The sequence below is a fragment of the Burkholderia sp. AU44665 genome (assembly GCF_030504405.1).
GTDB lineage: Bacteria > Pseudomonadota > Gammaproteobacteria > Burkholderiales > Burkholderiaceae > Burkholderia > Burkholderia semiarida.
The window spans coordinates 74,271-100,934 of the sequence record NZ_JAUJRI010000014.1; the positions used below are offsets into that span (position 1 = coordinate 74,271).

The 26,664-nt window shown below is 68.8% G+C and carries 22 protein-coding genes, 1 pseudogene and 1 riboswitch; of the genes and pseudogenes, 17 read left to right on the forward strand and 6 right to left on the reverse strand.

The genetic code is table 11. The features are described 5' to 3' along the window. Together QZM15_RS24370 and QZM15_RS24375 are read right to left on the reverse strand one after the other, a co-directional pair. Complete coding sequence (locus tag QZM15_RS24370) at window positions 1-300, reverse strand: addiction module antidote protein (RefSeq protein ID WP_059573746.1); 300 nt, start codon at window positions 298-300, stop codon at window positions 1-3. A gap of 3 nt (window positions 301-303) precedes the next feature. Next, the gene (locus QZM15_RS24375; protein WP_060163117.1) at window positions 304-621 is read right to left on the reverse strand and encodes a type II toxin-antitoxin system RelE/ParE family toxin; all 318 of its coding nucleotides are present in this window, start codon (window positions 619-621) and stop codon (window positions 304-306) included. A 399-nt stretch (window positions 622-1,020) separates the two neighbouring features. Here QZM15_RS24375 and QZM15_RS24380 point away from each other — a divergent pair, with 399 nt between their 5' ends. The 11 genes from QZM15_RS24380 (at window position 1,021) to QZM15_RS24430 (ending at window position 16,848) form a co-directional block, all read left to right on the forward strand. Further along, window positions 1,021-2,661: an acetolactate synthase large subunit gene (locus QZM15_RS24380; RefSeq protein ID WP_059639075.1), complete on the forward strand. Its 1,641-nt coding sequence runs from the start codon at window positions 1,021-1,023 to the stop codon at window positions 2,659-2,661. A 29-nt stretch (window positions 2,662-2,690) separates the two neighbouring features. Beyond that, entirely contained in the window at window positions 2,691-4,124 is a 1,434-nt protein-coding gene (locus QZM15_RS24385) for an aldehyde dehydrogenase family protein (RefSeq protein WP_302107415.1), read from the forward strand. A 233-nt stretch (window positions 4,125-4,357) separates the two neighbouring features. Then, window positions 4,358-5,941 (forward strand): Na+/H+ antiporter, encoded by a 1,584-nt coding sequence (locus tag QZM15_RS24390; protein WP_099317195.1) that lies wholly within the window; start codon window positions 4,358-4,360, stop codon window positions 5,939-5,941. Window positions 5,942-6,431: 490 nt separating this feature from the next. After that, window positions 6,432-7,565 (forward strand): hybrid sensor histidine kinase/response regulator, encoded by a 1,134-nt coding sequence (locus QZM15_RS24395; RefSeq protein ID WP_059573751.1) that lies wholly within the window; start codon window positions 6,432-6,434, stop codon window positions 7,563-7,565. 123 nt (window positions 7,566-7,688) lie between these two features. Then, window positions 7,689-9,365, forward strand: a complete 1,677-nt coding sequence (locus QZM15_RS24400; RefSeq protein ID WP_059573752.1) for a methyl-accepting chemotaxis protein — start codon at window positions 7,689-7,691, stop codon at window positions 9,363-9,365. Continuing rightward, window positions 9,362-9,874, forward strand: coding sequence for a chemotaxis protein CheW (locus tag QZM15_RS24405; protein WP_059573753.1), 513 nt, complete (start codon window positions 9,362-9,364; stop codon window positions 9,872-9,874). The genes QZM15_RS24400 and QZM15_RS24405 overlap by 4 nt, the downstream gene beginning before the upstream one ends. Then, window positions 9,871-11,286 (forward strand): protein-glutamate O-methyltransferase CheR, encoded by a 1,416-nt coding sequence (locus QZM15_RS24410; RefSeq protein WP_302107416.1) that lies wholly within the window; start codon window positions 9,871-9,873, stop codon window positions 11,284-11,286. Before QZM15_RS24405 ends, QZM15_RS24410 begins: the two co-directional genes overlap by 4 nt. A 46-nt stretch (window positions 11,287-11,332) precedes the next feature. Then, window positions 11,333-12,049 carry a chemotaxis protein CheW gene (locus tag QZM15_RS24415; RefSeq protein ID WP_059573755.1) on the forward strand — a complete coding sequence of 239 codons (717 nt, stop codon included), beginning with the start codon at window positions 11,333-11,335 and terminating at the stop codon, window positions 12,047-12,049. Then, window positions 12,046-14,346 carry a hybrid sensor histidine kinase/response regulator gene (locus QZM15_RS24420; protein ID WP_124657244.1) on the forward strand — a complete coding sequence of 767 codons (2,301 nt, stop codon included), beginning with the start codon at window positions 12,046-12,048 and terminating at the stop codon, window positions 14,344-14,346. Before QZM15_RS24415 ends, QZM15_RS24420 begins: the two co-directional genes overlap by 4 nt. Further along, window positions 14,343-15,362: a chemotaxis response regulator protein-glutamate methylesterase gene (locus tag QZM15_RS24425; protein ID WP_124860748.1), complete on the forward strand. Its 1,020-nt coding sequence runs from the start codon at window positions 14,343-14,345 to the stop codon at window positions 15,360-15,362. The genes QZM15_RS24420 and QZM15_RS24425 overlap by 4 nt, the downstream gene beginning before the upstream one ends. Window positions 15,363-15,420: 58 nt before the next feature. Beyond that, a riboswitch (Fluoride riboswitch) is annotated at window positions 15,421-15,526 on the forward strand. A gap of 80 nt (window positions 15,527-15,606) precedes the next feature. Further along, complete coding sequence (locus tag QZM15_RS24430) at window positions 15,607-16,848, forward strand: voltage-gated chloride channel family protein (RefSeq protein ID WP_302107417.1); 1,242 nt, start codon at window positions 15,607-15,609, stop codon at window positions 16,846-16,848. A 96-nt stretch (window positions 16,849-16,944) separates the two neighbouring features. On the opposite strand, the gene QZM15_RS24435 is transcribed toward QZM15_RS24430, so the two are convergent. Continuing rightward, window positions 16,945-17,658 (reverse strand): riboflavin synthase, encoded by a 714-nt coding sequence (locus QZM15_RS24435; protein ID WP_059573759.1) that lies wholly within the window; start codon window positions 17,656-17,658, stop codon window positions 16,945-16,947. Window positions 17,659-17,863: 205 nt separating this feature from the next. After that, entirely contained in the window at window positions 17,864-19,726 is a 1,863-nt protein-coding gene (locus tag QZM15_RS24440) for an ABC transporter ATP-binding protein (RefSeq protein WP_059573760.1), read from the reverse strand. A 485-nt stretch (window positions 19,727-20,211) separates the two neighbouring features. Here QZM15_RS24440 and QZM15_RS24445 point away from each other — a divergent pair, with 485 nt between their 5' ends. Then, entirely contained in the window at window positions 20,212-21,093 is an 882-nt protein-coding gene (locus QZM15_RS24445) for a Dyp-type peroxidase (RefSeq protein ID WP_302107418.1), read from the forward strand. A 120-nt stretch (window positions 21,094-21,213) separates the two neighbouring features. On the opposite strand, the gene QZM15_RS24450 is transcribed toward QZM15_RS24445, so the two are convergent. Both QZM15_RS24450 and QZM15_RS24455 read right to left on the reverse strand, forming a co-directional pair. Next, window positions 21,214-21,615, reverse strand: a complete 402-nt coding sequence (locus tag QZM15_RS24450) for an OsmC family protein (RefSeq protein WP_006487795.1) — start codon at window positions 21,613-21,615, stop codon at window positions 21,214-21,216. 106 nt (window positions 21,616-21,721) lie between these two features. Beyond that, window positions 21,722-21,829: pseudogene (locus QZM15_RS24455) on the reverse strand (LysR family transcriptional regulator); the annotation flags it as partial. Window positions 21,830-21,838: 9 nt separating this feature from the next. On the opposite strand from QZM15_RS24455, the gene QZM15_RS24460 reads away from it, so the two are divergent. From QZM15_RS24460 to QZM15_RS24480, 5 genes are all read left to right on the forward strand, one after another. Continuing rightward, window positions 21,839-22,066, forward strand: coding sequence for a hypothetical protein (locus QZM15_RS24460; protein WP_302107419.1), 228 nt, complete (start codon window positions 21,839-21,841; stop codon window positions 22,064-22,066). A 309-nt stretch (window positions 22,067-22,375) separates the two neighbouring features. Beyond that, entirely contained in the window at window positions 22,376-23,440 is a 1,065-nt protein-coding gene (locus tag QZM15_RS24465) for a helix-turn-helix domain-containing protein (protein WP_302107420.1), read from the forward strand. After that, window positions 23,389-24,705 carry an Nramp family divalent metal transporter gene (locus tag QZM15_RS24470; RefSeq protein ID WP_059573764.1) on the forward strand — a complete coding sequence of 439 codons (1,317 nt, stop codon included), beginning with the start codon at window positions 23,389-23,391 and terminating at the stop codon, window positions 24,703-24,705. Before QZM15_RS24465 ends, QZM15_RS24470 begins: the two co-directional genes overlap by 52 nt. An 80-nt stretch (window positions 24,706-24,785) precedes the next feature. Next, on the forward strand, window positions 24,786-25,376 hold the full coding sequence (locus QZM15_RS24475) for a phosphatase PAP2 family protein (protein WP_099317204.1): 591 nt from the start codon (window positions 24,786-24,788) through the stop codon (window positions 25,374-25,376). Window positions 25,377-25,849: 473 nt separating this feature from the next. Then, window positions 25,850-26,638 carry an SDR family oxidoreductase gene (locus QZM15_RS24480; protein ID WP_124657237.1) on the forward strand — a complete coding sequence of 263 codons (789 nt, stop codon included), beginning with the start codon at window positions 25,850-25,852 and terminating at the stop codon, window positions 26,636-26,638. Window positions 26,639-26,664: the final 26 nt, after the last annotated feature.

The window sequence follows — 26,664 nt, forward strand, 5'->3', positions numbered from 1 at the left end:
TCACGCGGACGCCTTGGCGCCGTGCAATTGCAGGCCGAGCGCCTTGATGACTTTCAGGATCGTGCCGAAGCTCGGATTGCCGTCGTGCGACAGCGCCTTGTACAGCCCTTCGCGCGACAGGCCCGCATCGCGCGCGACCTGCGACATGCCGCGCGCGCGGGCGATCACGCCGAGCGCGTGCGCGATGAAGGCCGGATCGTCGCCGGCCTCCTGCAGGCAGGCGTCGAAGTAGTCGGCCATGTCGTCTTCGGTTTTCAGGTGTTCGGCCGAATCCCACGGCCGCGTCTTGATCTTGTCCATCGATCACTCCATGTCGAGGTGCGCGAGCATTGCGTGCGCGGCGCGTATGTCGGCCTGTTGCGTCGATTTATCGCCGCCGCAGAGCAGGATCACCCAGATCGTCCCGCGCCTCGCGTAGTAGACGCGATAGCCGGGCCCATGATCGATGCGCATTTCGACGACGGGCGAGCCGGCGGATTTCCAGTCGCCCGGATTGCCCATCGACAGGCGGTCGATGCGCGCCTGGATGCGGCGCCTGGCGATGCGATCGGGCAGGCCGGCAAACCAGGCGTCGAAGACGTCGGTGGTCCGGATGCTGAATGCAGGAGGACTGTAGGGCATGAATTGCAGTGTGTCAACCATGGTTCACATGTCTGTTGAATGGAACATCGTTGCCATTACAGCCCGGCCGGCGCGTCGGCGGGTGTTGACTGGCCGTCAGGCCGATCTTTCCGCTGGCGGAGCCGGCCATCCGGTCGAAGCCGGAATTTCAGGAATCCGTCTACAATCGAAAACGTCTTTGCCGTTCGCGCGAGCTGCCGCGCGCGGGCGGATCCGTTCGTCCTCCATCATCCGGAGGCGCCGCCGCGCATCGCGCATCACGCTCCGGCATCGCGTGCCGCGCGGCGAGCAGTGCCGTGGTTTGTGTCCAGCAGGTAAGGCGTCCGCGTGCCGTAGGCCGGCGCGCGTCCTGAACGCCGCGTGTCCGTAGGCCGGGCAGGCGGCATAACCGAGAGTCCCATGAAAGCATCGGATCTGTTCGTGAAGGCGCTGGAAGCCGAAGGCGTCGAGTACGTGTTCGGCATTCCAGGCGAAGAAAACCTCGATCTGCTCGAATCGCTGCGGCGATCGAAGATCAAGCTCGTGCTGACCCGGCACGAGCAGGCGGCCGGGTTCATGGCCGCCACCTACGGCCGCCTCACGGGCCGCACCGGCGTGTGTCTCGCGACGCTCGGGCCGGGTGCGACGAACTTCGTGACGGCCGCCGCGTATGCGCAGCTCGGCGGGATGCCGATGCTGATGATCACCGGGCAGAAGCCGATCAAGTCCAGCAAGCAGGGCCACTTCCAGATCGTCGACGTGGTCGACATGATGCAGCCGCTCACGAAGTTCACGCGGCAGATCGTGTCGATCGGCAACATCCCGTCGGCCGTGCGCGAGGCGTTTCGCCGCGCGGAGGAAGAGCGTCCGGGCGCCGCGCACCTCGAACTGCCCGAGGACATCGCGCACGAGGAGGGCGACGGCAAGCCGATCCCGCGCAGCTACAGCCGGCGGCCGGTGGCCGAGGAGAAGGCGGTCGCGCATGCGGTCGACGCGATCCAGGCCGCGCGTCATCCGCTGTTGATGATCGGCGCGGGCGGCAACCGCAAGACCACCTGCAAGATGCTGCTCGAATTCGTCGACAAGACGGGCATTCCGTTCTTCACGACGCAGATGGGCAAGGGCGTGATCGACGAGACGCACCCGCTGTGGCTCGGCAACGCGACGCTGTCCGACGGCGACTTCGTGCATCGCGCGATCGAGCATGCGGACTGCATCATCAACGTCGGCCACGACGTGATCGAGAAGCCGCCGTTCTTCATGCGCACCGACGACAAGACCGTGATCCACGTGAACTTCCTCGGCGCGCAGGTCGACCCCGTCTATTTCCCGCAGATCGAGGTGGTCGGCGACATCGCGAATGCGGTGTGGCAGATGAAGGAGGCGCTGACGCCGCAATCGCACTGGGATTTCGAGCGCTTCAGGATGATCAAGTCGCATTTCGACGCGCATCTGGAAAAGGGCCAGCACGATCCGCGCTTCCCGATGTACCCGGTGCGGATCGTGAACGACCTGTACAACGCGTTGCCGGTGGACGGCATCGTCTGTCTCGACAACGGGATGTACAAGATCTGGTTCGCGCGCTACTGGCGTGCGCACGAGCCGAACTCGCTGCTGCTCGACAACGCGCTCGCGTCGATGGGCGCGGGCCTGCCGTCGGCGATCGCGACGAAGATCGTGCATCCGCAGCGCAAGGTGATCGCCGTGTGCGGCGACGGCGGCTTCATGATGAATTCGCAGGAACTCGAAACGGCCGTGCGGCTGAAGCTCGACATCGTCGTGATGATCCTGCGCGATGACGCGTTCGGGATGATCCGCTGGAAGCAGGAGAACATGAACTTTCCCGATTTCGCGATGACGCTGCAGAACCCCGATTTCGTGTCGTACGCGCAAAGCTACGGCGCGCACGGGCATCGCGTCGAGTCGGCCGACGATCTCGAGCCGCTGCTGCGCGAATGCTTCGCGTCGCCGGGCGTGCACGTGATCGACGTGCCGATCGACTACTCGGACAACGAGCGCGTGCTGAACCGCGAGATCAAGCGCCTGTCGGCGCAACTCTGAATTCCCCGTTCACAGGAAGGAGTCGTTCCATGTTGAAGGAAACCTATCCGTACTATCTCGCCAACGAAGCCGTCTACGCGAACACCGATCTGGAGGTGACCGACAAGTTCAGCGGCAAGGTCGCCACGCGCGTCGCGCTGGCCGACGCGAAGGCGATCGACGCGGCGATCGCCGCGGCAGTCGACGCCACGAAGCCGATGCGCGAGATGCCGGCCTACAAGCGGCAGGCCGTGCTCGATCATTGCGTCGCGCGGTTTCGCGAACGTTTCGACGAGCTGGCCGAGGCGCTGTGCATCGAGGCCGGCAAGCCGATCAACGATTCGAAGGGCGAAGTCACGCGGCTGATCGACACGTTCCGCGTCGCGTCCGAGGAATCGGTGCGCGTCGACGGCGAGATCGTCAATCTCGAGATTTCCGCGCGGGCGCAGGGCTATACGGGCTACACGAAGCGCGTGCCGGTCGGCCCGTGCTCGTTCATCTCGCCGTTCAACTTCCCGTTGAACCTCGCCGCGCACAAGGTCGCGCCCGCGCTCGCGGCCGGCTGCCCGTTCGTGCTGAAGCCGGCGAGCCGCACGCCGATCGGCGCGCTGATCATCGGCGAGGTGCTCGCGGAAACCGACCTGCCGAAGGGTGCATTCTCGGTGCTGCCCGCGCATCGCGATGGCGCCGACCTCTTCACGACCGACGAGCGCTTCAAGCTGCTGTCGTTCACCGGTTCGCCGGCGGTAGGCTGGGCGCTGAAGGAGAAGGCCGGCAAGAAGAAAGTCGTGCTGGAACTCGGCGGTAACGCGGCCGCGATCGTCGATGCCGATCAGCGCGAGCGGCTCGACTACGTGGTCGATCGCCTCGCGTTCGGCGCGTACTACCAGTCGGGCCAGAGCTGCATCGGCGTGCAGCGGATTCTCGCGCATGCCGACCTGTACGACGCGCTGCGCGAGAAGCTGATCGCGAAGACGCGTTCGCTGAAGATGGGCGATCCGAAGGATCCGTCGACGTTCGTCGGGCCGATGATCTCCGAATCCGAGTCGCGCCGGCTGTCGGGCTGGATGGACGCGGCCGTCGCGGCGGGCGCGAAGATCGTCGCGGGCGGCAAGGTCGACGGCGCGATGTTCGAGGCGACGCTGCTGGAGAACGTCGGGCGCGAGCAGGACCTGTACCGGAAGGAGGCGTTCGGCCCCGTCGCGATTCTGGAGAAGTTCGACCGCTTCGACGACGCGCTCGCGCGCGTGAACGACAGCGACTTCGGGCTGCAGGCCGGCGTGTTCACCGATTCGCTCACGCATGCGCAGCGCGCGTGGGACGAGCTGGAAGTCGGCGGCGTCGTGATCAACGACGTGCCGTCGTTCCGCGTCGACAACATGCCGTACGGCGGTGTGAAGGATTCGGGCCTCGGCCGCGAAGGCGTCCGCTACGCGATCGAGGACATGACCGAGCCGCGGTTGATGGTCGTGCGGCGCCGGTAACGCGCGGCAGGCGGCGCGGCGCCACGACGGCACGCGGGCGGGCGATCGGGCCGGCCCGCGTGCCGTTCTTTCATCGCGCGTCGCGAGCGCGGCGCGGCGCCGCGCGTGTCCCGCGCGCCGAACTGCCCGAAACGGGCTCGACGATGGGCGTCGCCTCGTGATGTAATCGCGCGAAACTGCCGACCGGGATACGACGCCGGAACGCGCGAATTCATTCTTCACGAGGTCGATTCATGTCCCCCGTCTCGGCATTCAAGCTGGTCCTGTTGTCATTCCTCGCGATCGTCGCGCTCGAATGCATCGCCAAGCGGCTGCGGCTGCCGCCCGCGGCCGCGCTGCTGATCGGCGGCATCGGCATCGCGTTCATCCCCGGCCTGCCGCCGATCGATCTCGATCCCGAGCTGGTGCTGCTGGTGTTCCTGCCGCCGCTGCTGATGGACGGCGCGTACTTCTCCGTGTGGGAAGAATTCAAGCGCAACGTCGGCGGCATCCTGATGCTGGCGATCGGCGCGGTCGTATTCACGACGTTCGCGGTCGGCTTCGCCGTGCACTGGGTGGTGCCGACGCTGCCGTGGGCCGCGTGCTTCGCGCTCGGCGCGATTGTGTCGCCGCCCGATGCGGTGGCCGCGAAGGCCGTGCTCGAACGCGTCGCGCTGCCGCGCCGGCTGATGGTGCTGCTCGAAGGCGAGAGCCTGCTGAACGACGCGGCCGGCCTCGTGCTGTTCCGCTTCGCGGTCGCGGCCGCGCTCACCGGCGCGTTCAGCCTCGAGCACGCGGTCGTGCGCTTCGCGGAGCTCGGGCTCGGCGGCGTGGTGGTCGGCTTCGTGGTCGGCAAGCTCGTCGTGTGGTTCCTGAAGCTGCTCGACGACGACTATCTCGTGATCACCGTCGCGGTGATCGCCGGCTGGATCGCGTACATCGCGGGTGAAATGGTCGAGGTGTCGGGCGTGATCTCGACCGTCACGGCCGGCATGATCGTCGGCTGGCATCAGCACGAAGTGTTTTCGGCGGCCGTGCGCACGCGCGGCACCGCGTTCTGGCAGGTCATCGTGTTCCTGCTCGAGGCGCTGGTGTTCGTGCTGATCGGGCTGTCGCTGCGCGGCGCGATCCATCGGCTTGGCGGCTTCGAGCAGGTGCTCGGCACGATGGTGCCGCCGGTGCTCGCGGTGCTGGCGGCGGTGATCGTGTCGCGCTTCGTGTGGATCTACGCGGTCGAGGCGCTGAAGTGGCCGGTGCGCGGCCTCGCGGGCCGCGGCGAGGCGCCCGACTGGAAGGCCGCGACGATCATGAGCTGGGCCGGGATGCGCGGCGTGGTGACGCTGGCGATCGCGCTGTCGCTGCCCGAGGCGCTGCCCGGCCGCGACGTGATCCTGGTCGCATCGTTCGCGGTGATCCTCGTCACCGTGCTGCTGCAGGGCACGACGATCGGGCCGCTGATCCGGCTGCTGCGCCTGCCGCCGCGCGACGAGCGCGCCGCGCACCACCTGACCGAGCCGCAGACGTGGGCGTACGTCGAGGCCGCGCAGCTCGCGGCGATCCAGCCGCTCGTGCGCGACGAGAACGGCGTCGTGATCCATCCGCGCCTGCTCGAGCAGTACACGTATCGCGCCGAGCTGACCGAGCGGTCGAAGAACGCGCCCGCGTATCCGGTGGAAGTGCGCACCGCGCACTACGACGTGGTGCTGGCCGCGATCCGGGCCGGGCGCGCCGAGCTGTTGCGCCTGCACCGGTCGGGGCGCATTCACGACGAGATGCTGCACACGCTCGAACGCGACCTCGACCTGCAGGAAGTGTCCGCGCAGCACGCGCGCGGCTGATCGGCCGCGGGCTCACGACTCACACCCACGGGGCCGGCGTCCTGCCGGCTCCCCGCCGGTTCTCATACGCATGCGGATCGAGCGTCGCCCGCCGCGCGATTTCCCCTCGCACGGCCGATTTGACTCGCCACGATCGGGCCCCAATACGACCGATCCCGCGGCCTTGCACGACATGCAAGCCTTATGGCGCGGGTCTCGCAAACGTTATCGTGCGTCGAATCCGGAAATGATCCGATTTATCCGTTGCCGTCTCTTTCTGCATATTTGGCAAAACTAAACCGGAAGGAGATAGATGCTGTGTTCTAATTTCATTTAGAATCAGCCGGTTATGTTTATTGAGAGAAAGAATGCGGAGGTAATGCGGTCGTCGACGGGGAAACAACGGCGCCCGAAGCCCCGCAAGGCAGTGCCGACAGGCCTAATCGGCGGAATCAGGCGGGTTTTTCAACTGCCAATATAAGATGGCGTCCCAGTCGGATAAACAACTCCTATGAAAGAATCGTTTGGAGATTCGGCGTTTGAAACTGGATTTATGAAAGAATCGAGTAGTGATAATGCCTCGGATTGCCTCGAATCGGGGTTATCGGTCCTCCTTGTGGACGACCAGCCATTCGTCGGCGAGGTGATCCGCCGCGCGTTGCGCAGCGAGCACGACATCGACCTGCACGTGTGCACCGACGCACATCGGGCAATGGCGGTCGCGCGCGACGTGAAGCCGACGGTCATCCTGCAGGATCTCGTGATGCCGGAGATCGACGGCCTCGATCTCGTGCGCGCGTGGCGCGCGGACGCCGGCACCGCGCGCGTGCCGATCATCGTGCTGTCGGCGAAGGAAGAGCCGATCGTCAAGCGCGAGGCGTTCATTGCCGGCGCGAACGACTATCTGGTGAAACTTCCCGACGCGATGGAGCTGACCGCGCGCATTCGCTACCACTCGAATTCGTACCTGATGTCGCGGCAGCGCGACGAGGCGCTCGATTTCCTGTCGCACGACATGCGTTCGCCGCAGACGTCGATCCTCGCGCTGCTCGACGTCTACCGGGCCGAACACGGCGACATGCCGGCGATCATGGAGCGCATCGCCGGCCATGCGCGGCGCGCGCTCGCGCTCGCCGACGGCTTCATCCACCTGACCCGCGCGCAGTCCGAGCGCCGCGCGCACGAAGTCGTGAGTCTCAACGAGATCGTGGTCGACGCCGTCGACCAGCTGTGGGAGAAGGCGGCCGGGCTTGGCTGCCGGGTGATCGCGCACGTGCCCGACGGCGAGTGCGTGACGATGGGCGACCGCATGATGCTGACGCGCGCGGTCGCGAACCTGGTCGACAACGGGCTGAAATACGGCCCGGCCGGGATGGACGTACATTGCACGCTGGGCGGCGAGGACGGCGCCTGGCTGATCGGCGTCGAGGATGCCGGCGCCGGCATCGCGCCGGAGCAGCGCACGGCTGCGACCGAGTCGTTCGTGCAGCTCGAATCCGCGCATGGCGCGGCGCGCGGCGGTTTCGGCCTCGGCCTCGCATTCGTCCGCGCAACGGCGGCGCGGCATCGCGGCCAGATCCTGATGCGCAATACGGCGCGCGGTTTCATGGTAGCGCTTCGGCTGCCGGCGCAGGCGGAGCGGTGACGTCGCGGCGCGGCCTGCCGCCGCCGCGCCGCCCGAGAGACCTCGATGCGCTCGTGGCGCGCCATTCGGCGCGCACGCGGGCGCGGTTTTTTCAACGCTGAATTTAGAAAGCCCATAACGAACATGGCCACCGTGACGCCCCGCGCGACCAATGAAAGCCTGCATCCGACGATCGGCGCCGCCCGGCTGACGCTCGGCAATCGCATCCTGCTCAGCTTCGGCGTGCTGTTCGTGCTGATGCTGGTGACGGCCGGCGTGTCGTACGAGCGACTGCGTGCGATCAACGCCGAAGCCGTCAGCATCGAGCGCGACTCGCTGCCCGGCGTCTACCTCGCGTCGACGCTGCGCGGCGCGGTCAACGAATCGTTCACGCTGCTGCAGCGCGCGATCTTCGTCGAAACCGATCCCGACGCCGCGCAGCGCGATCTCGCGAAGATCGCCGACGCGCTGAAGGAGGTCGAGTCGCTGACGGTGGACTACCAGAACACGACGTTTCGCGACGACGACCGGCAGCGCTTCACGGCGTTCCGCGGCGCCTACGATCACTACGTGCCGTTGCTGAACGAAGCGGTGCAGAAGGGCCGCGCGTCGCGCGAAGACGCGGTCGCCGCGTACGCGAAAACGCTGCCCGCGTGGACCGAGGTCGTGCGCAACGCGAACGTGCTGGTGCAGGAGAACCGCAAGTTCGCCGAGCAGTCCGCGAAGCTGATCCGCGAATCCGTGCAGGACACCGAGATCGTGCTGGCGACCGCGCTGGCGTTCATGCTGCTGTCCGCGCTCGGGCTCGGCTACATGCTGTACCGGTCGGTCACCGTGCCGATGGCGCGGCTCGTCGAGGTGCACGACGTGATGCGCACCGGCAACCTGACACATCGCCTCGACCTGCGTCGCCGCGACGAGTTCGGCACGCTCGAGACGGGTTTCAACCGGATGGCCGACGAGCTGACCGAGCTGGTGTCGCGCGCGCAGCAATCGTCGCTGCAGGTGACGACGTCGGTGGCCGAGATCGCGGCCACCTCGCGCGAGCAGCAGGCGACCGCGAACGAAACGGCCGCGACGACGACCGAGATCGGCGCGACCTCGCGCGAGATCTTCGCGACGTCGCGCGACCTGCTGCGCACGATGAACGAGGTGGCCGGCGTGGCCGAGCAGTCGGCGACGCTCGCGGGCGTGAGCCAGAGCGGGCTCACGCGGATGGGCGAGACGATGCGCAGCGTGATGGACGCGGCCGGCTCGGTGAACGCGAAGCTCGCGATCCTCAACGAGAAGGCGCTGAACATCAACCAGGTGGTCGCGACGATCACCAAGGTGGCCGACCAGACCAACCTGCTGTCGCTGAACGCGGCGATCGAGGCCGAGAAAGCCGGCGAGTACGGCCGCGGCTTCGCGGTCGTCGCGACCGAGATCCGCCGCCTCGCCGACCAGACGGCGGTGGCGACCTACGACATCGAGCAGACGGTGAAGGAAATCCAGTCGGCCGTGTCGGCGGGCGTGATGGGGATGGACAAGTTCTCCGAGGAAGTCCGCCGCGGGATGCTCGACGTGCAGCAGGTCGGCGGGCAGTTGTCGCAGATCATCGCCGAGGTGCAGACGCTCGCGCCGCGCTTCCAGATGGTCAACGAAGGCATGCAGACGCAGGCGAACGGCGCCGAGCAGATCACGCAGGCGCTGTCGCAACTGTCGGAGGCCGCGCAGCAGACGGCCGAATCGCTGCGCCAGTCGTCGCAGGCGATCGACGACCTGACGCTCGTCGCGAACCAGTTGCGCACCAGCGTGTCGCGCTTCAAGGTCGACGCGTGACGCGCGCCGATCCGCAGAACGGCGCGCGCGCGCTGTTCCTGATGTTCGAGCTCGACGGCGAGCGTTATGCGCTCGACGCGGCCGGCATCGACAAGGTGCTGCCGCTCGCCGTCATGAAGGCGATGCCCGGCGCGCCCGACTGGATCGCCGGGCTGCTGATGCGCGACGGCCAGCCGGTGCCGGTGATCGACGTGCCGATGCTGGCGCTCGGGCGGCGCGCGCAGGCGCTGCGCTCGACGCGGCTCGTGCTGGTCCGCTATCGCGCCGGTCACGCTGACGGCGAGCGCACGATCGGCCTGATCGTCGAGCGTGCGACGCAGACGATGCGGATCGACCGCGCGGCGTTTCGCGCGAGCGGCATCGCGACCGCGCGCACGCGCTGGCTCGGGCGGGTCGCGAACACGCCCGACGGCGTCGTGCAGCAGGTGTCGGTGCCCGACCTGATCGACGACGTTGCGCGCCTGTATCTGTTCGACGGCCTGTCGGGCCACGGGGAGGAGTCTGCATGAACGTGTCCGAATCGCGATTTCGCGGCTGGTTGCTGCGCGAGACCGGCATCGACCCCGATTCGCTCGGCAACGATTTCCTGATGCGGGCGTTGACCGATCGCGTGCATGCATTGCAGGCCGACGGCGAGCGCGTGCCGTCGGCTGCGCGGGCGCCCGTGACGCCGGAAGCGCTCGATGCGTACTGGCAGCAGCTCAACGCGTCGGCCGACGAACGGCGCGCGCTGATCGAGCTGTTCGTCGTTCCGGAGACGTGGTTCTTCCGCGACCGCGAGGCCTTCGCGACGCTCGCGCGGCTGGCCGCCGAACGGCTCGCCGCAATGTCCGGCCGCGTGATCCGCGTGCTGAGCGCGCCGTGTTCGACGGGCGAGGAGCCGTATTCGGCGGCGATGGCGTTGCTGGATGCGGGGCTCGAGCCGGCCAGCTTCGCGATCGACGCGATCGACCTCAGCGCGCGCGCGATCGAGCAGGCGCGGCTCGGCTGTTACGGGCGCAATGCATTCCGCGGGACGGCGACGGAGTTTCGTACGCGGTATTTCACGCCGACCCGCGACGGCTGGCTGCTCGACGAGCGCGTGCGCGCGTGCGTGCAGTTCAGCCACGCGAACCTCGTCGAACCGGTTGCCGACAACGGCATTCGCTACGACTTCGTGTTCTGCCGCAACGTGCTGATCTATTTCGACCGCGACGCGCAGGATCGCGTGATCCGCTCGCTCGACGCGCGCCTCGCCGACGACGGCATGCTGTTCGTCGGGCCGGCGGAGACGGGCGTCGCGATGCGGCACGGGATGCGCTCGGCGCGCGTGCCGCTGGCGTTCGCGTTTCATCGCGAGCCGGCCGGCGCGGCGGCCGATGCATGCGCGGCGCGGCCGGTTGCGCCGCTGTCCGCGGCGGTGCCGCACCAGCGCGCGGAGCGCTTCACGGTCGCCCCGCTCGCCGCGCCGCGCCCGGTGGTGGCCGTCGCGCCCCCGGCCTGGTTCGGCGACGTGCGTCAGCCGTTCGCGGCGGCGCCGGCCGTGGAGACGGCCGCAGTCGACGCACGGGCCGACCTGACGGTGGCGACCGCCGCGGCGGCCGTACCGGCCTACGACGGCATTGCGCCGGCAATCGACGATGTCCCGACGCTGGAGGATGCGCAGGCGCTGGCGAACGCGGGCGCGTTCGACGAGGCCGAGCGCGTGCTCGCGCAGTTCTCGGCGCGCGTCGGCCCGCATGCCGATGCGTTCTACCTGAACGGGTTGATCGCGGATGCGCGCGGGCGCGCCGCGGAAGCGAGCGACTTCTACCGGAAGGCGCTGTACCTGCGCCCCACGCATCACGAGGCGCTGACGCATCTCGCGACGCTGCTCGACGTCGGCGGCGATCGCGCGGGCGCGCAATGGCTGCTCGAACGCGCCCGGCGTTCGGCCGGCTGACACGACGACGGGAATGGGACCGACACCGCGATGACCGGAGGAATGCATGAACCGCGACGCCGCTGCCACTGACGATGCGACGCTCGACGTCGACGACTGCTGGAACCGGATCGGCACGCGCGGCGACCGCTCGTGCGAACGGCTGAACGACTGCCAGCGCTGTCTGAACTGCCCGGTCTATGCGTCGAACGCGGCGAGACTGCTCGAGCGTCCGCTCGACGTGGCCGAGATGGCGGACGTCACGCGCCGGATGAGCGCGTTCGGCACGGCGCGCGCGGGCGACGCCGCCGGCGACGCGCGCCATGCGGCGCTCGCGTTCCGGGTGGCCGACGAATGGCTCGCGCTGCCGATCGGCGTGCTGCGCGAGATCGCCGGCACGCGCCCGATCCATTCGCTGCCGCATCGACGCCATTCCGCCGTGCGCGGTGTGGTCAACATCCGCGGCACGCTGCGTATCGCGATCTCGATCGGCGCGCTGCTCGGCCTCGATGCCGGCAAGGCCGGCCGCGGCGGGAGCGGTGGTGGCGACGGCCGTTTCACGCGGTTGCTGGTGGCCGCGCACCAGGGCGAACCGGTCGTGTTTCCGGTGGACGAAGTCGAGGGCGTGCTGCGCTTCGGCGCGTCCGACTGGGTGCCGGTGCCCGCGACGGTCGGGCGTGCGAGCGCCGGCCTGTCGCGCGGCGTGCTGTCGTGGCGCGGCAAGTCGGTGGGGCTGCTCGACGACGACCGTCTGTTCGACGCCGTGACACGGAGCATGCGATGAGCGGCGACGACGACCTGAGCCACCTGTCGCTGCTCGAGCTGTATCGCGAGGAGACGCGCACGCAGACGCAGGCGCTGTCGGAGCGGCTGCTCGCGCTCGAATCGGGTGAGCCCGATTCCATCGCGCTCGAAGCGTGCATGCGCGCCGCGCATTCGTTGAAGGGCGCCGCTCGCATCGTCGGCGTGCCGATGGGCGTCGAGATCGCGGGGCGGATGGAAGAGTGCTTCGTCGCCGCGCAGGCCGGCACGATCGCACTGACGGCCACGCACGTCGACGTGCTGCTGGCCGGCGTCGATTTGCTGGTGCGCGTCGGCGATCCGCAGGGGCACCCCGTGTCGCAGACCGAGATCGACGTGTTCGCGGCGGCGCTGACGGGCGCCGACGGCGCGCAGACGATGCAGGCGCCAGCCGCCGCGCCGCCGCCGTCGTTCGTGCCGTATCGCGAGCACGACGGCGCCGCGAACGAGCCGGTCGGGGCCGGTGCCGCGGTGCCGCCGCTCGCCGTGTCGGGCCCGGCGCCCGATCCGGCCCAGGCCGGCCGCGTGGTGGGCGCCGGCGCGATGCGCCGCGTGCGCGCCGATACGCTGAACCGGCTGCTGAGCCTGTCCGGCGAATCGCTGGTCGAATCGCGCTGGCTCAAGCCGTTCGCCGAATCGATGCTGCGCGTGAAGCGCGCGCAGCGCGACGCGGCCCGTTCGCTCGACCTGATGGTCGAGCAGTTCGCCGACGATCTCGACGCCGGCATGCTCGCGTCGATGAACGAAGTTCGGCACATGCTCAACGACCTGCAGCGCTCGCTCGCCGAGCGCATGGACGAATTCGACCGCTTCGAGCGGCGCAGCACGCATATCGCCGAGCAGCTTTACGACGAGGCGCTGCAATGCCGGATGCGGCCGTTCGGCGACGCGACGCGTGCGTATCCGCGCATCGTGCGCGATCTCGCGCGCTCGCTCGGCAAGCAGGTGCGTTTCTCGATCGTCGGCGAAGGCACGCAGGTCGATCGCGACATCCTCGACCTGCTCGACGCGCCGCTCGGCCACCTGCTGCGCAACGCGATCGACCACGGCGTCGATTCGCCCGAAGCGCGGCACGCGCGCGGCAAGCCGGCCGAGGCGAGCGTCACGCTCGAGGCGCGCCACAGCGCCGGCTCGCTGCTCGTCAGCGTGATCGACGACGGGCCGGGCGTCGACATGGACGCGCTGCGCGCGGCCGTCGTGCGCCAGCGCCTGACCGACGACGAGACGGCCGCGCGGCTGTCCGATCCCGAATTGCTCGAATTCCTGCTGCTGCCGGGCTTCTCGATGCGCGACGCGGTGACCGACGTATCGGGGCGCGGCGTCGGCCTCGACGCGGTGCAGGAGATGGTGCGCGGCGTGCGCGGCGCGGTGCGGATCTTCAACGAGCCGGGTGCCGGCATGCGTTTCGTGCTGCAGTTGCCGCTCACGCTGTCGGTGATCCGCAGCCTGCTCGTCGAGGTCGGCGGCGAGCCGTACGCGTTCCCGCTCGCGCACGTGCGCCGCACGCTGGAACTCGCGCACGACGACATCGACGTGCTCGAAGGGCAGCCGCATTTTCCGTTCGACGGCCGGCGCGCGGGCCTCGTCGCCGCGCACCAGTTGCTCGACGCGGGCGAACCCGACGTGGCGCGCGCCAGTACGGCCGTCGTGGTCGTCGGCGGCGAACCCGAACTGTACGGCGTCGCGGTCGACCGCTTCCTCGGCGAACGGATGCTCGTCGTGCAGCCGCTCGACAGCCGCCTGAACAAGATCCAGAACATCGCGGCCGGCGCGCTGCTCGAGAACGGCGACCCGGTGCTGATCGTCGACGTGGAGGACCTGATCCGCTCGGTCGACAAGCTCGTGCGCGGCGGGCAGCTCGCGCGGGTCTCGCGCGATCCGCAGCTCGCGCTCGCCGACCGGCGCCGCCGCGTGCTCGTCGTCGACGATTCGCTGACGGTGCGCGAGCTCGAACGCAAGCTGCTGGAAAAGCGCGGCTACGACGTGACGGTCGCGGTCGACGGGATGGAAGGCTGGAACGCGGTGCGCAGCGATGCATTCGATCTCGTCGTGACCGACGTCGACATGCCGCGCATGGACGGCATCGAACTCGTCACGCTGATCAAGAACGACCCGATGCTCAAGCGCGTGCCGGTGATGATCGTGTCGTACAAGGATCGCGACGAGGATCGCCGCCGCGGGCTCGACGCCGGCGCCGATTACTACCTCGCGAAGAGCAGCTTCCACGACGAAGCGCTGCTCGACGCCGTGCACGACCTGATCGGGGACGCACGCGGATGAACATCGGTATCGTCAACGACCTGCCGCTGGCCGTGGAGGCACTGCGCCGCGTGATCGCGCTGCGCGCGGACCATCGCGTGCTGTGGGTCGCGACCGACGGCGACGAGGCGGTGGATTTCTGCGTCGCGCATCCGCCCGATGTCGTGCTGATGGATCTCGTGATGCCGAAGGTCGACGGCGTCGCCGCGACGCGGCGGATCATGGCGCGCGCGCCGTGCGCGATCCTGATCGTGACGGCGAGCGTCAGCGCCAATACGTCGTCGGTGTACGAGGCGATGGGCGCGGGCGCGCTCGACGCGGTCGACACGCCGACGCTCGCGCTCGGGCTGTCGACCGACGCGTCGCCGCAGGCGCTGCTCGCGAAGATCGACCAGATCGGCCGGCTGCTCGAAAGCCGTTCCGCGGCGCTCGTGCCGCCGGGGCCCGCGTCCGCGCGCGGCCAGCCGACGCTCGTCGCGATCGGCGCGTCGGCGGGCGGGCCGACCGCGCTCACCGCGCTGCTGCGCGCGCTGCCGGCCGATTTTCCGGCGGCACTCGTGATCGTCCAGCACGTCGACCAGGCATTCGCGTACGGCATGGCCGAATGGCTCGACGGCTACACGCGGCTGCCGGTGCGCGTCGCGCGGGAGGGCAGCGTGCCGGAAGCGGGCACGGTGCTGCTCGCGGCGACCAACGACCATCTGACGCTGTCGCCGCGCGGCGTGCTCGGCTATACGCGGCATCCGGCCGACACGCCGTACCGGCCGTCGATCGACGTGTTCTTCAACAGCGTCGCGGACGGCTGGCAGGGCGAGGCGCTCGGCGTGCTGCTGACCGGCATGGGACGCGACGGCGCGCTCGGCCTGAAGGCGATGCGTGCGAAGGGCTGGTACACGATCGCGCAGGACGAGGCGACCAGCGCCGTGTACGGGATGCCGAAGGCGGCCGCGGCGATCGGCGCGGCGTCGGCGATCCTGCCGCTCGAGCAGATCGCGCCCCGGCTGATCGCGCGGATCGCGCTCGCGCCGCGCGACTGACGGCGCAGCGGCCCGGCGGCGTCTGCATTGTGTGCGTGGCGCGCCGTCGCGTACAATTGCCGCCTGCGGAGATGGCATGCCTCCCTGCGGTCGTTCCCGGCGCGTGGCGCGCGCGGTGCGGCCCTCAACCGCCGGTTTGCCCGGCTGATGATGCCTGCGTGTTCCTGGGTCGTCAGGAGGTCGCAGGCCGTCCATCCGGTATTCTGCCGCCCAGGTTTTGATGTTCCGTCGAATCCGGGAAATCATGTTTTTCACGACTTCTGCCGATTTTTTCGCGACCGTGCGCTACGTGTGCCGCTGGCTCGCGCTTTCGGCCCTGCTCGGCGCGCTCGCCGGCACGGCTTCCGCGCTGTTCCTGATCGCGCTCGACTGGGCGACCGGTACGCGCGTCGCGCATCCGTGGCTGCTGTGGGGGCTGCCGGCCGCCGGCTTCGCCACCGGCTGGATCTACCATCGATTCGGCCAGTCGGTCGCGCGCGGCAACAACCTGCTGATCGACGAGATTCACGACCCGAAGGCGCTCGTGCCGAAGCGGATGGCGCCGCTCGTGCTCGTCGCGACCGTCGTCACGCACCTGTTCGGCGGCTCGGCCGGCCGCGAGGGCACGGCCGTGCAGATGGGCGGCGCGCTCGCCGATCGCGTCACGCACGTGTTTCGTCTCGATCGCGAGCATCGCCGCGTGCTGCTGATGGGCGGCATCGCGGCCGGCTTCGCGTCGGTGTTCGGCACGCCGCTCGCGGGCGCCGTGTTCGGGCTCGAGGTGCTCGCGATCGGGCGCCTGCGCTACGACGCGCTGCTGACCTGCGTCGCGTCGGCGATCGTCGCGGACGTCGTGTGCCGCGCGTGGGGCGTCCATCACACGGCCTATGCGATTCCATCCGTGCCGGCCGTCACCGTGACCGGGCTCGCCGTGACGGTCGTCGCGGGCATCGCGTTCGGCGTGGTCGGGCGGCTGTTCGCGTTTGCGACGCATGCGCTGACCGCGTGGTTTCGCCGCGTGATCCGCCATGCGCCGCTGCAGCCGGTGCTCGGCGGCCTGCTGGTCGCGGTGGCCGCGACCGTGCTGAACGTGCCGCAGTATCTCGGCCTCGGCATCCCGACGATCGAGGCCGCGTTTCACGGCCCGCTGCCGCCTTATGATTTCGCGGGCAAGTTCGCGTTCACCGTCGTCACGCTCGCGTCGGGGTTCAAGGGCGGCGAGGTGACGCCGCTGTTCTACATCGGCGCGACGCTCGGCAATGCGCTCGGCCAGGTGCTGGCGCTGCCGGTACCCGTGCTCGCGGGGCTTGGCTTCGTCGCGGTGTTCGCGGGCGCCGCGAACACACCGATCGCGTCGACGATCATGGCGATCGAATTGTTCGGCGCGGATATCGGCGTGTATGCGATCGTCGCCTGTGTCGTCGCGTATCTGTTTTCCGGGCACGCGGGGATTTATCGCGCGCAGCGCGTGGCGGTGGGGAAGGGGGCGCGGGTGGAGGGGGAGTGACGGGTGGCCGCGGCCGATGTCGTTCGATCGCCGCGGCGCGATGCGATATCCCGTACCCGGTGATCCGGCGGATCACCTGGCACGCGGGCATCGCGCTTACTGCTTCGGCAGCCGCGCGACGTTGCGCGCCAGCAGTTCCTCGATATCGATGCCTTTTTCCGCGAGCAGCGCGGTGACGACGCCGTTCAATTCGCCGAGCGTTTCCTTGACCGACTCGCGAATCGTATCCACGACGACCTGCGTGCTGCGCTCGATCTCGATGTTGACCTTGTCGCCCACGCCCTTCGCATCGAACGTGGTCGCGCGGCGCGTTTCCGGAATCAGCCAGACGTCGAACCAGCCTTCGTCGCGATTGACGTCCGACACGGTCAGGCTGCAGCCGTTGATCGCGATATAGCCCTTCGCGAACACGTAGCGCTTGAATTCGGCCGGCACGCCGATGCGGATCATCCGATTGTGCTCGGACGACGCGATGTGCGCGATGGTCCCCGTGAAATCGACATGACCGGACAGCGGATGCCCGCCGATCTCCGCGCCGTCCTTCGCGGCCCGCTCGACGTTGACCCGCGCGCCGGTCGTAAGGTCGGCCAGCGTGGTGATCCGCAGGCTCGGCAGCATCACGTCGAAGTCGATCAGCGCCGGCGAATGGATGGTCGTCACCGTCAGGCACACGCCATCGACCGACACGCTCGCGCCGATCTCGATGTCGTCGGTGAAGCGCTCGGGGAATTCGATGCTGAACGTCCTCAGCTCGCCGTGATCCTTGATGGCGTTGATGGTGCCAACACCCTGAACAATGCCTGTAAACATGGTCTGCCTTTCGTCGCGAATTGCCTGGCCGACATGATAAGTGATCCTGGCGACGGACGCGGCGCGCGGCCCGGTGCCGCCGCGCAAGATCCGCGAGCACGAAAAAGGCCGTGCGCGTGGCACGGCCTCGATCCGGAACCGATTGCCGACGACACGGCCTGGCGGCGATGACCGCGCCGCCGGGCCGCATCGCGACGCGCCGGCGTCAAGCCTCCACCGGTTCGCCCAGCGGCCCGGCGTCGCGATCCACCATGCGGCGCGGCGAATCGGCGAGCCCCTTCGCCAGCTCCAGCGCCTGCCGCTCGAACAGCCGGCGGTAGATGCCGCCGTCGATGCGGATCAGCGCATCGTGGTTGCCTTCCTCGATCACCTTGCCGCGATCGAGCACCAGCAACCGGTCGAGCGCGCGCACGGTCGACAGCCGGTGCGCGACGACGAGCGTCGTGCGGCCGACCATCAGCCGTTCCATCGCCTGCTGGATCAGCAGCTCGCTTTCGCTGTCGAGGCTCGACGTCGCTTCGTCGAGAATCAGGATCGGCGCATCGGCGAGGAACGCGCGCGCGATCGCGACGCGCTGGCGCTCGCCGCCCGACAGCTTGATCCCGCGTTCGCCGACGAGCGTGTCGTAGCCGTCCGGCAGCGCGGCGATGAAGTCGTGCGCGCTGGCCAGCCGCGCGGCGCGCTCGATGTCGGCACGGCTCGCGCCGGGGCGCGCATACGCGATGTTCTCCGCGAGCGTGCGGTGGAACAGCACGGGCTCCTGCTGGACGATCGCGATCTGGCTGCGCAGCGAATCCTGCCGCACCTGCGCGATGTCCTGCCCGTCGATCGTGATGCGGCCGCCCGACACGTCGTACAGGCGCTGGATCAGCTTGATGAACGTCGTCTTGCCCGACCCCGAATGGCCGACGAGGCCCACGCGTTCGCCGGGTGCGATCCGCATCGAGAAATCGTCGTACAGCGGCACCGGATGGTTGCCGTAGCGGAACGTCACGTGCTCGAAGCGGATCTCGCCCCGATCGATGCGGATGGCCGGCGCGCCGGGGCGATCGTCGATGCCGAGCGGCTGCCGTTCGAGCGCGACGAGTTCTTCCATGTCGTTCACCGAGCGCTGCAGGTTGCGGATGTGCATGCCGACGTCGCGCAGATAGCCCTGCAGCATGAAGAACATCGTCAGCGCGAACGCGATGTCGCCGACGCTCGCCTCGTCGTTCATCCACAGCCGCAGCGCGACGCCGATCATCGCGGCCTGCATCGCGACGAGCATCGCACCCTGCAGCCCGCCGTTGAACGTGCCGCGCACCCACGTGCGGCGCGTGCGCTGCCGCCACTTGCCGATCACGCGCGCGAGCCGCGCTTCCTCGCGCGTTTCCGCGCCGAACGCCTTGACGACCGCGTTGCAGCTCACGGCGTCGGCGAGCGCGCCGCCCATGCGCGTGTCCCACAGGTTGCCGAGCCGGGCGGCCGGCGCGACGATGCCGAGCGACACCGCGACCGTCACCGCGATGTACAGCAGCGACCCCGCGCCGACGACGAGCCCCATCACGGGCCAGTGCGTGCCGAGCAGCACGGTCGCGCCGACCAGCATCGTGACCGACGGCAGCAGCGCGATCAGCACGGTGTCGTTGAGCAGGTCGAGCGCCCAGATCCCGCGCGTGATCTTGCGTACGGTCGAGCCCGCGAAGCTGTTCGCGTGCCAGTCGGTGGAGAAGCGCTGCACGCGGTGGAACGACGCGGCGGCGATCTCGCTCATCATCTTCAGCGTGAGCGTGATGATGTTCAGGTAGACGCCCTGGCGCAGCACGGTCGCGCCGATGCCGAGCGCGGCCAGCGTGCCGAACGCGGCGAGCGCCGAATGCCACGCGGCGGCGCGGTCGGTCAGGCCGGCCGACAGCGCGTCGACGAGGCGGCCGGCGAACAGCGGCGTGAGGACGTCGGCGAGCGCGGCGAGCAGCGCGAGGCTCGCGACCGCGGCGATGCGCGCCGGCTGCTTGCGCCAGTAACGGACGGTGAAGCCGAAGACGGCCTGGAATGCGTGGCCGCCCAGATGGGAGGTTTTTCTGGTCATGTATCGTTGCCCGGCGCATCGCGCGACGGGACTTTCCGGTTCGGAGAACGTCGAAAACGCAACAGCCGGGCCGCGCGAAACACGCGGGCGGAACGAAACGGGCTGTCGGGAAAAGCGCGGCTGACGGGTTAGCGGAAAACTCGGGAGCCGGCGCGGACGGCGGGCTGGATCAGCTGCGCCGTGGGACCACGTTCGGGAAGGTTGCTGGCATTCGGAACATCTGCACCTCCCTGAAGTGAACGGTTGAAAGGACGCCGAAAAAAGACGTGTCGCGATTTTATCAGGAGTGTCGCGCGCGCCGCAACGTCTGACGAATGCGGCGTTGCGGCGTCGATACGGTTAGTATTCGGGGTTTTGGCCCCTTTTCGCGTACGTTGCGCGATGGCGGGCACGGGGCCGACAGGCGCATCGATTACACTTGCGCGTCCGCGGCGCGCGACGATGCGGCCCGCACAGATTCACTCCGAACCATTCCCGAGGAAACGATGAGCGACGTTCAGCAAGGCATCCTGGCTCCGATCGATACGGCAGCCCGATACCTCACTTTCACGATGTCGAATGACGGCAATATCGCGGCGGCGCTGGCCGCGCTGCGCGAGATCGCCGACGGACGCGACACGGTCGTCGGCTTCGGGCACGCGCTGGCTGCCTATCTCGGGCACCCGGTGCCGGGACTCACCGAGTACCCCGCGTTCTCCGTGAACGACCGCACGCTGCCGATCACGCCGGCCGACGTGTGGGTGTGGCTGCGCTCGGACGACCGCGGCGAGATCGTGCTGCGCGCGCGGGCGATCGAACGCGCGCTGGCGCCGGCGTTCGTGCTGCAGGACGCCGTCGACGGCTTCCGCTATTCGAACGATCGCGACCTGTCCGGCTACGAGGACGGCACCGAGAATCCGGAAGGCGATGACGCGGTGGCCGCGGCGATCGTGACGGGGCAGGGCGCGGGGCTCGACGGCTCGAGCTTCGTCGCGGTGCAGCAGTGGGTGCACGACTTCGACCAGATGGAGCGCATCCCGTCGGGCGAGATGGACGACATCATCGGGCGCCGCCGTTCGGACAACGAGGAACTCGACGACGCGCCCGAATTCGCGCACGTGAAGCGCACCGCGCAGGAAAGCTTCGCGCCCGACGCGTTCATGCTGCGCCGTTCGTCGCCGTGGTCGGACACGCGCCGGGCGGGCCTCTACTTCGTCGCGTTCGGCTGCTCGTTCCGCGCATTCGACGTGCAGATGCGCCGGATGAGCGGCGCGGAAGACGGCATCGTCGACGGCCTGTTCCGCTTCACGCGGCCGCTGACGGGCGCGTATTTCTGGTGCCCGCCGATGAAGGATGGCAAGCTGGATCTGTCCGCGCTCGGACTGTAAGCGTCGGGCGGGATCGACGAACGGGCGGGTCGCGCTGGATGCGCGGCCCGCCCGTTCCGTTTTTCAAGCGTTCGAGCGCCGTGCGTGAGTGCCTGCGGCGTGCGTCGGTGCGTCAGTGCGTCAGTTCAACGTCGTTTCGATCCGCGTGCCGCGCTTGATGAACTGCGTCACGGGGGTTTTCTCGCAGATCTCCGCGAGACGCTGGCGTTGCGCGTCGTCGAGCGGGCCGTCGAGCGTCACGACCCGGCGCACGTACTGCACGCCTTCGCGATCGGCATGCAGCTCGGTGCGCACCGCGATGCGCGCGGCCGGCCACGTCTTGCGCTGCATGTACATGCGCAGCGTCGCGGCCGTGCATTGCGCGAGCCCGGCCAGGACGAACTCGTACGGCGCTGGCCCGCGATCCTGGCCGCCTTCGCGCGGTGCCTCGTCGCCGGTCAGCGCATGCGTGCCGGCCTGCAACTGGACGACGTAGTCGGGTGCGTCGGCATCGAGGACGGCGGCGGCGTGGATGAGCGACATGGCAAGTCTCCGGTAAGCGGATCGAGGAAAGAAGGCGCCGTGTGGCGGCGTGCAGCCGCCAGCATACCTTCCCGGTCGCGCGCGCGTGCGCAGCGCGCGACGCGTCGGCGATGCCGGCGCTGCCGCGCACGCGCGCGACGATGCGTTCGCGCACCCGCTGATGCGCTCGGTCGGTGTCGCGTGACTCCTGCCAGTACGCGAGCAGCGGGAATGGATCGTCGACATGCGCGCGCAGCGGGTTGAGCGCATGCGTGACGGCCGGTTGCGCGACGTGCGGCGCGCGGGCGGCGTGGTGAAGGACCGATCGATTCCAAAGGATGCGCGGGCAACGGATGCGCCCGTCGGCGTGCGACGCGATCGCACGCGTTCGATGCACGTCGATGCCGTTCGCGCCGATACGCGAGCGTTCGCTTTGCCGATGCACGACGCCATCGGACACACTCGTCATTGAGCATGGCGGCTGCAATAATCGGCCGCATCGCATACGCGTTTCAGTGCCGGCATACCAGCGGCGCGCGGCAGCCTGTAGTAATCCGCCATCATGCTGTCCCCGTCGGCCATTTCGCGCCAAAGGCGCTACCCGTTCGGCTAAGATGCCGTCGCTTCATATTTCGGGATAGCCGTCCTGTCGCACGCATTCAAACCAAATATAAGCCTGACAGTTCGACGGTATTAGAAGAAGTCGAACAAGTCGGGGGCTTGGCCAGTGAATGCAGCAGATCAGCGGTGGGTCATCATCTATTTGAGCACGGGGTTTTCGTTGGCCCAGGCCGCGCGTCTTGGCGAGGCCTTCAACCTGGCGAATCGCCTGCATGGGTACGGCGTGGATTACCAGCTCAAGTACGTATCCGAAAGCGGGGGACTGTTGCAGTCGTCGTCCGGCGTGAGAATCGCGGCCGATCCGCTCGGCGACGAACACAGCCGCCGTGCGCTCGCGTTCTTTCATCTTCATGGCGAGCGCGCGGCCGTCAACTGGGACGACGCATTGCAGCGGCGCCTGGCCGACATTCGCCAGCAGGCGCGCTGGATCGTCGACGCGATGGATCTGCCCGCGCTCGCCGCCACGCGGCGGCCGCCGGCGTCGGTCGACGGGCGGCCGGGCAGGGTCGGGCACCGCGTCACCACGACGATCGAATCGCCGGCCGGCGAGACCGACGTGTTTGCCGCCGCGCTCGACATGTTTCGCGCCGACCTCGGCGACGGCGCCGCGCAGGAAATCGCCAGCAACATGGCGCGGCCGGTCGAGCAGCGCTACGTGCAGTCGATGTGGGCGTTCCGCGAACTGAGCGCAAGCCCGTCGATCCGGATGTCCGCGCAGCGGTTGCGCGCGCAGAGCGTGAACCGCATCTCGGTCGCGGACGCCGCGCAGGCGGCCGCGATGAGCGAGCGCAATTTCCTGCGGCGCTTCAAGAAGGAAATCGGCGTGACGCCGACCGAGTTCGTCCAGCACGTGCGTCTCGAACGGGCGTGCCACATGCTGATCCATACGACGCTGCCGGCCGACAAGGTCGCGCGGCGCACGGGGTTCGGCAGCGGCGAGCGGCTCGCGAAGCTGTTTCGCCAGCGCCTGCTGATGTCGCCGACCGAATATCGCGTCGCCGAGCGGGAAAAAATTCTCGCGCACCGCGCGGCGTCGCCCGTTTCGTATGACGGGCGCGCCGCCGCGTGTTGCGACGGCGACGGGGCGAATTGCGACGCGTGCGCGACCGCGCGCGGGAAAACGGGACGGATACCCGTAGAATCGTCGTGTCGCGACCTCGATTCCCGGTTTCCATGCCCTTCCTCCCCTCTACCGCCACCGCCCCTTTCTGCCCGTCGGAAGTAAAGGGCAGCATCACGATCGACGCCGCCGCGCCGCGCTGGCAGAAGCTCAGGCGTTTCTTCGGCCCCGGCTTGCTGGTCGCGATCGGCTACATGGACCCCGGCAACTGGGCGACCGATATCCAGGCCGGCTCGCAGTTCGGCTATTCGCTGCTGTGGGTCGTCGCGTTCTCGAGCATCGCGGCGATCTTCCTGCAGATGCTCGCGGCGCGGCTCGGCCTCGTCGCGGGCAAGGATCTCGCGCAGGCGAGCTACGACCGCTACGGCCGGTTCGGCCGCGTCGTGCAGTGGATGACCGCCGAAGTGTCGATCATCGCGTGCGACATCGCGGAAGTGCTCGGCTGCGCGCTCGCGTTCAAGCTGCTGCTCGGCGTGCCGCTCGCGTGGGGCGTCGTGCTGACCGCGCTCGACACCGTGATCGTGCTCGGCCTGCAGGGCAAGGGGTTCCGGCAGATCGAGGCGATCGTGCTCGGGCTGATCGCGACGATGGCGTTCTGCTTCGTCGCGCAGGTGGCGATCACGCCGCCCGACTGGCATGCGGTGGTCGGCGGGCTCGTGCCGGGCGATCCCGGCCACGACCGCAAGGATGCGATCGTGCTCGCGCTCGGCATCGTCGGCGCGACGATCATGCCGCACAACCTGTACCTGCATTCGTCGGTCGTGCAGACGCGGCACGTCGTCGGCGGCACGCGCGGCGTGATCCGCGACACGCTCGCGCTCGTGCGCATCGATACCTGCGTGTCGCTGTTCGTCGCGATGCTCGTCAACGCGGCGATCCTCGTCGTCGCGGGCGCGGCATTCCATGCGACGGGCCAGCACAACGTGACCGACATCGAGCAGGCATACCGGCTGATCACGCCGATCGCGGGCGGCGCGGCCGCGCTGCTGTTCGGCATCGCGCTGCTCGCGTCGGGGCAGAGCTCGACGCTGACCGGCACGATCGCCGGCCAGGTGATCATGGACGGTTTCCTCCATACGAAGATCCCGTGCTACCAGCGCCGGTTGATCACGCGCGGGCTCGCGCTCGTGCCGGCGCTGATCGGCGTGCTGTGGCTCGGCGACGGCTCGGTCGGGCAACTGCTCGTATGGAGCCAGGTGCTGCTGAGCCTGCAGTTGCCGTTCGCGATGTGGCCGCTGATCCGCTCGGTCAGCGATCGCCGCACGATGGGCGAACACGCAATCGGCCGCGGGATGCAGGTGCTCGCGTGGGCGCTGTTCGGCGTGATCACCGGCACGAACCTGCTGTTGATTACCGGTGTCGCGGGCTGATACAGCCTGTCACAGGCTGACACAGGTGCGCTGCGCGCATGCGGTAAACTGCGGCCTTTCGATCGTCTCCGAAGTCCGTCATGTGGAGTGAAATCAGCAACATCGGCGATGCCGCGCTGACCTTGCCGATCGCATTGACCTGCGCGGCGTGGCTCGCGCTGACCGACTGGCGCCTCGCCGCCCGCTGGGGCCTGCTGCTGGCCGCCGGCATGGGGCTCGTCGGCGCCACGAAGATCCTGTACGCCGGATGCGGCATCGAGCTCGCGCAGTTCGATTTCCGCGTGATCAGCGGCCACACGATGCTGTCGACGTCCGTGTGGACGGTCGCGCTGTCGATGCTGTGGCAAGCGTTCCGGCCGGGCAAGGCGCCGGGCATCGCGGCCGGGCTGGCCGTCGGCGCGCTCACGGCCGTCGCGCGCGTGTTCGATCACTCGCACACGGTGCCGGAAGTCGTCGTCGGCTGGATGCTCGGCGCGCTGGTCGCGCTGGTGTTCCTGCGCGGCTACGACGGCGCGCGGCAGCGTACGTTCTCGCCGCGCGTCGCGGCGGTCTGCCTGTTGCTCGTGTCGGGTATCGCGTACGGGCACCGTGCGCCGTTCCAGCAGATGATCGACACGCATTCGCCGCAGCTCTGCGCGTTCGTGCGCGCGCCGTCGGGCGACGGCTTCTGACTTTCGGGCCATGGCGGGCGCTTCGGCGCCGCTTTCTTGCCGCCGGCATTCGTCCGGCGCTTTCCGGCGGGGGCACGATGCCACGCCGCCGGTTCATCTTCCCGATTCGTTCTCCTTGATGCGCAACCCAACGCCAGTCATGCCGATGATCGACTGGCACCGCTCGTGCGCGCGTCCGGCCGCGCCCGCCGCTTCGCGCATCGGCGCGGCGACGCGCCAGCCATGAACGGCGCTTATGACCGGGCATCACGAATATTCATTTCATCGATCGGCCGCGTTCGCGTACGCTGGCTGTCGTGCCGGGCCGGTCCGGCGTGCGTCGCGCTTATCTCGATATACTCGCGCAAACGTGCGGTGCGCCGTCATGCCGGCGTACCGGTAACCGGCGCACGTCGGCCGGCGGCGGCCCGGCAGGCACGAAAACCCCGTCGCGGCAGCGTTCCGCGACGACGATTCACGACAGGAGCAGGCCCATGACAATCGTTTCCCCGCGCCTCGCCGGCAAGTGCGCATACATCACGGGCGCCGCGGGCGGCCTCGGCCGCGCGATCGCGCGCCGGATGGTCGAGCACGGCGCGCGCGTGTTCGTCACCGACATCGCGGAAGCGGCGGTGCTCGATGCGTTCGCGCAGGAACTCAACGCGGGCCATGCGACGCCGGTCGCGTTCGCCGCGACCCAGGACGTGCGCGACGAAGCGCGCTGGCAGGCGCTGCTCACGCAGGCGGTCGATGCGATGGGCGGGCTGTCGGTGCTGGTCAACAATGCGGGCGTCGGCTCGATCGGCTCGCCCGCGCAAATCGAGCTGGACGAATGGCGGCGCGTGATGGCGATCAACGTCGAGAGCATCGTGCTCGGCTGCAAGCATGCGCTGTCGTATCTGGCCGAGAGCCACCCCGCGTCGATCATCAACATCTCGTCGGTCGCCGCGTTCAAGGTCGAACCGGATTTCACCGCGTACAACGCGTCGAAGGCGGCGGTCGCGTCGCTGACGAAATCGGTCGCGATCGACTGCGCGCGCCGCGAGATCGACGTGCGCTGCAATTCGATTCACCCGGCGTTCATCCGCACGGGAATCGTCGAGCCGCTGTTCCAGTCGCTCGGCGAACGCGACGCGACGCGCAAGCTCGCGCGCGGCATTCCGCTGCGCCGGCTCGGCGAGCCGGACGACGTCGCGCACGCGGCCGTCTATCTCGCATCCGACGAGAGCCGCTTCGTGACGGCCGCCGAACTCGTGATCGACGGCGGCATGTGCGCGGTCTGACGCGCATCCCGAACCACAACGATTGG

Excerpts from the sequence above, each read along its gene's own strand:
- QZM15_RS24470 (WP_059573764.1), top strand. The coding sequence starts at position 23,389 with ATGCCCTTCCTCCCCTCTACCGCCACCGCCCCTTTCTGCCCGTCGGAA.
- QZM15_RS24395 (WP_059573751.1), top strand. The coding sequence starts at position 6,432 with ATGAAAGAATCGTTTGGAGATTCGGCGTTTGAAACTGGATTTATGAAA.
- QZM15_RS24390 (WP_099317195.1), top strand. The coding sequence starts at position 4,358 with ATGTCCCCCGTCTCGGCATTCAAGCTGGTCCTGTTGTCATTCCTCGCG.
- QZM15_RS24370 (WP_059573746.1), bottom strand. The coding sequence starts at position 300 with ATGGACAAGATCAAGACGCGGCCGTGGGATTCGGCCGAACACCTGAAA.
- QZM15_RS24430 (WP_302107417.1), top strand. The coding sequence starts at position 15,607 with ATGTTTTTCACGACTTCTGCCGATTTTTTCGCGACCGTGCGCTACGTG.
- QZM15_RS24380 (WP_059639075.1), top strand. The coding sequence starts at position 1,021 with ATGAAAGCATCGGATCTGTTCGTGAAGGCGCTGGAAGCCGAAGGCGTC.
- QZM15_RS24450 (WP_006487795.1), bottom strand. The coding sequence starts at position 21,615 with ATGTCGCTCATCCACGCCGCCGCCGTCCTCGATGCCGACGCACCCGAC.
- QZM15_RS24410 (WP_302107416.1), top strand. The coding sequence starts at position 9,871 with ATGAACGTGTCCGAATCGCGATTTCGCGGCTGGTTGCTGCGCGAGACC.
- QZM15_RS24375 (WP_060163117.1), bottom strand. The coding sequence starts at position 621 with ATGCCCTACAGTCCTCCTGCATTCAGCATCCGGACCACCGACGTCTTC.
- QZM15_RS24445 (WP_302107418.1), top strand. The coding sequence starts at position 20,212 with ATGAGCGACGTTCAGCAAGGCATCCTGGCTCCGATCGATACGGCAGCC.
- QZM15_RS24475 (WP_099317204.1), top strand. The coding sequence starts at position 24,786 with ATGTGGAGTGAAATCAGCAACATCGGCGATGCCGCGCTGACCTTGCCG.
- QZM15_RS24400 (WP_059573752.1), top strand. The coding sequence starts at position 7,689 with ATGGCCACCGTGACGCCCCGCGCGACCAATGAAAGCCTGCATCCGACG.
- QZM15_RS24480 (WP_124657237.1), top strand. The coding sequence starts at position 25,850 with ATGACAATCGTTTCCCCGCGCCTCGCCGGCAAGTGCGCATACATCACG.
- QZM15_RS24415 (WP_059573755.1), top strand. The coding sequence starts at position 11,333 with ATGAACCGCGACGCCGCTGCCACTGACGATGCGACGCTCGACGTCGAC.
- QZM15_RS24435 (WP_059573759.1), bottom strand. The coding sequence starts at position 17,658 with ATGTTTACAGGCATTGTTCAGGGTGTTGGCACCATCAACGCCATCAAG.
- QZM15_RS24425 (WP_124860748.1), top strand. The coding sequence starts at position 14,343 with ATGAACATCGGTATCGTCAACGACCTGCCGCTGGCCGTGGAGGCACTG.
- QZM15_RS24385 (WP_302107415.1), top strand. The coding sequence starts at position 2,691 with ATGTTGAAGGAAACCTATCCGTACTATCTCGCCAACGAAGCCGTCTAC.
- QZM15_RS24440 (WP_059573760.1), bottom strand. The coding sequence starts at position 19,726 with ATGACCAGAAAAACCTCCCATCTGGGCGGCCACGCATTCCAGGCCGTC.
- QZM15_RS24420 (WP_124657244.1), top strand. The coding sequence starts at position 12,046 with ATGAGCGGCGACGACGACCTGAGCCACCTGTCGCTGCTCGAGCTGTAT.
- QZM15_RS24460 (WP_302107419.1), top strand. The coding sequence starts at position 21,839 with ATGCGCGCGCAGCGGGTTGAGCGCATGCGTGACGGCCGGTTGCGCGAC.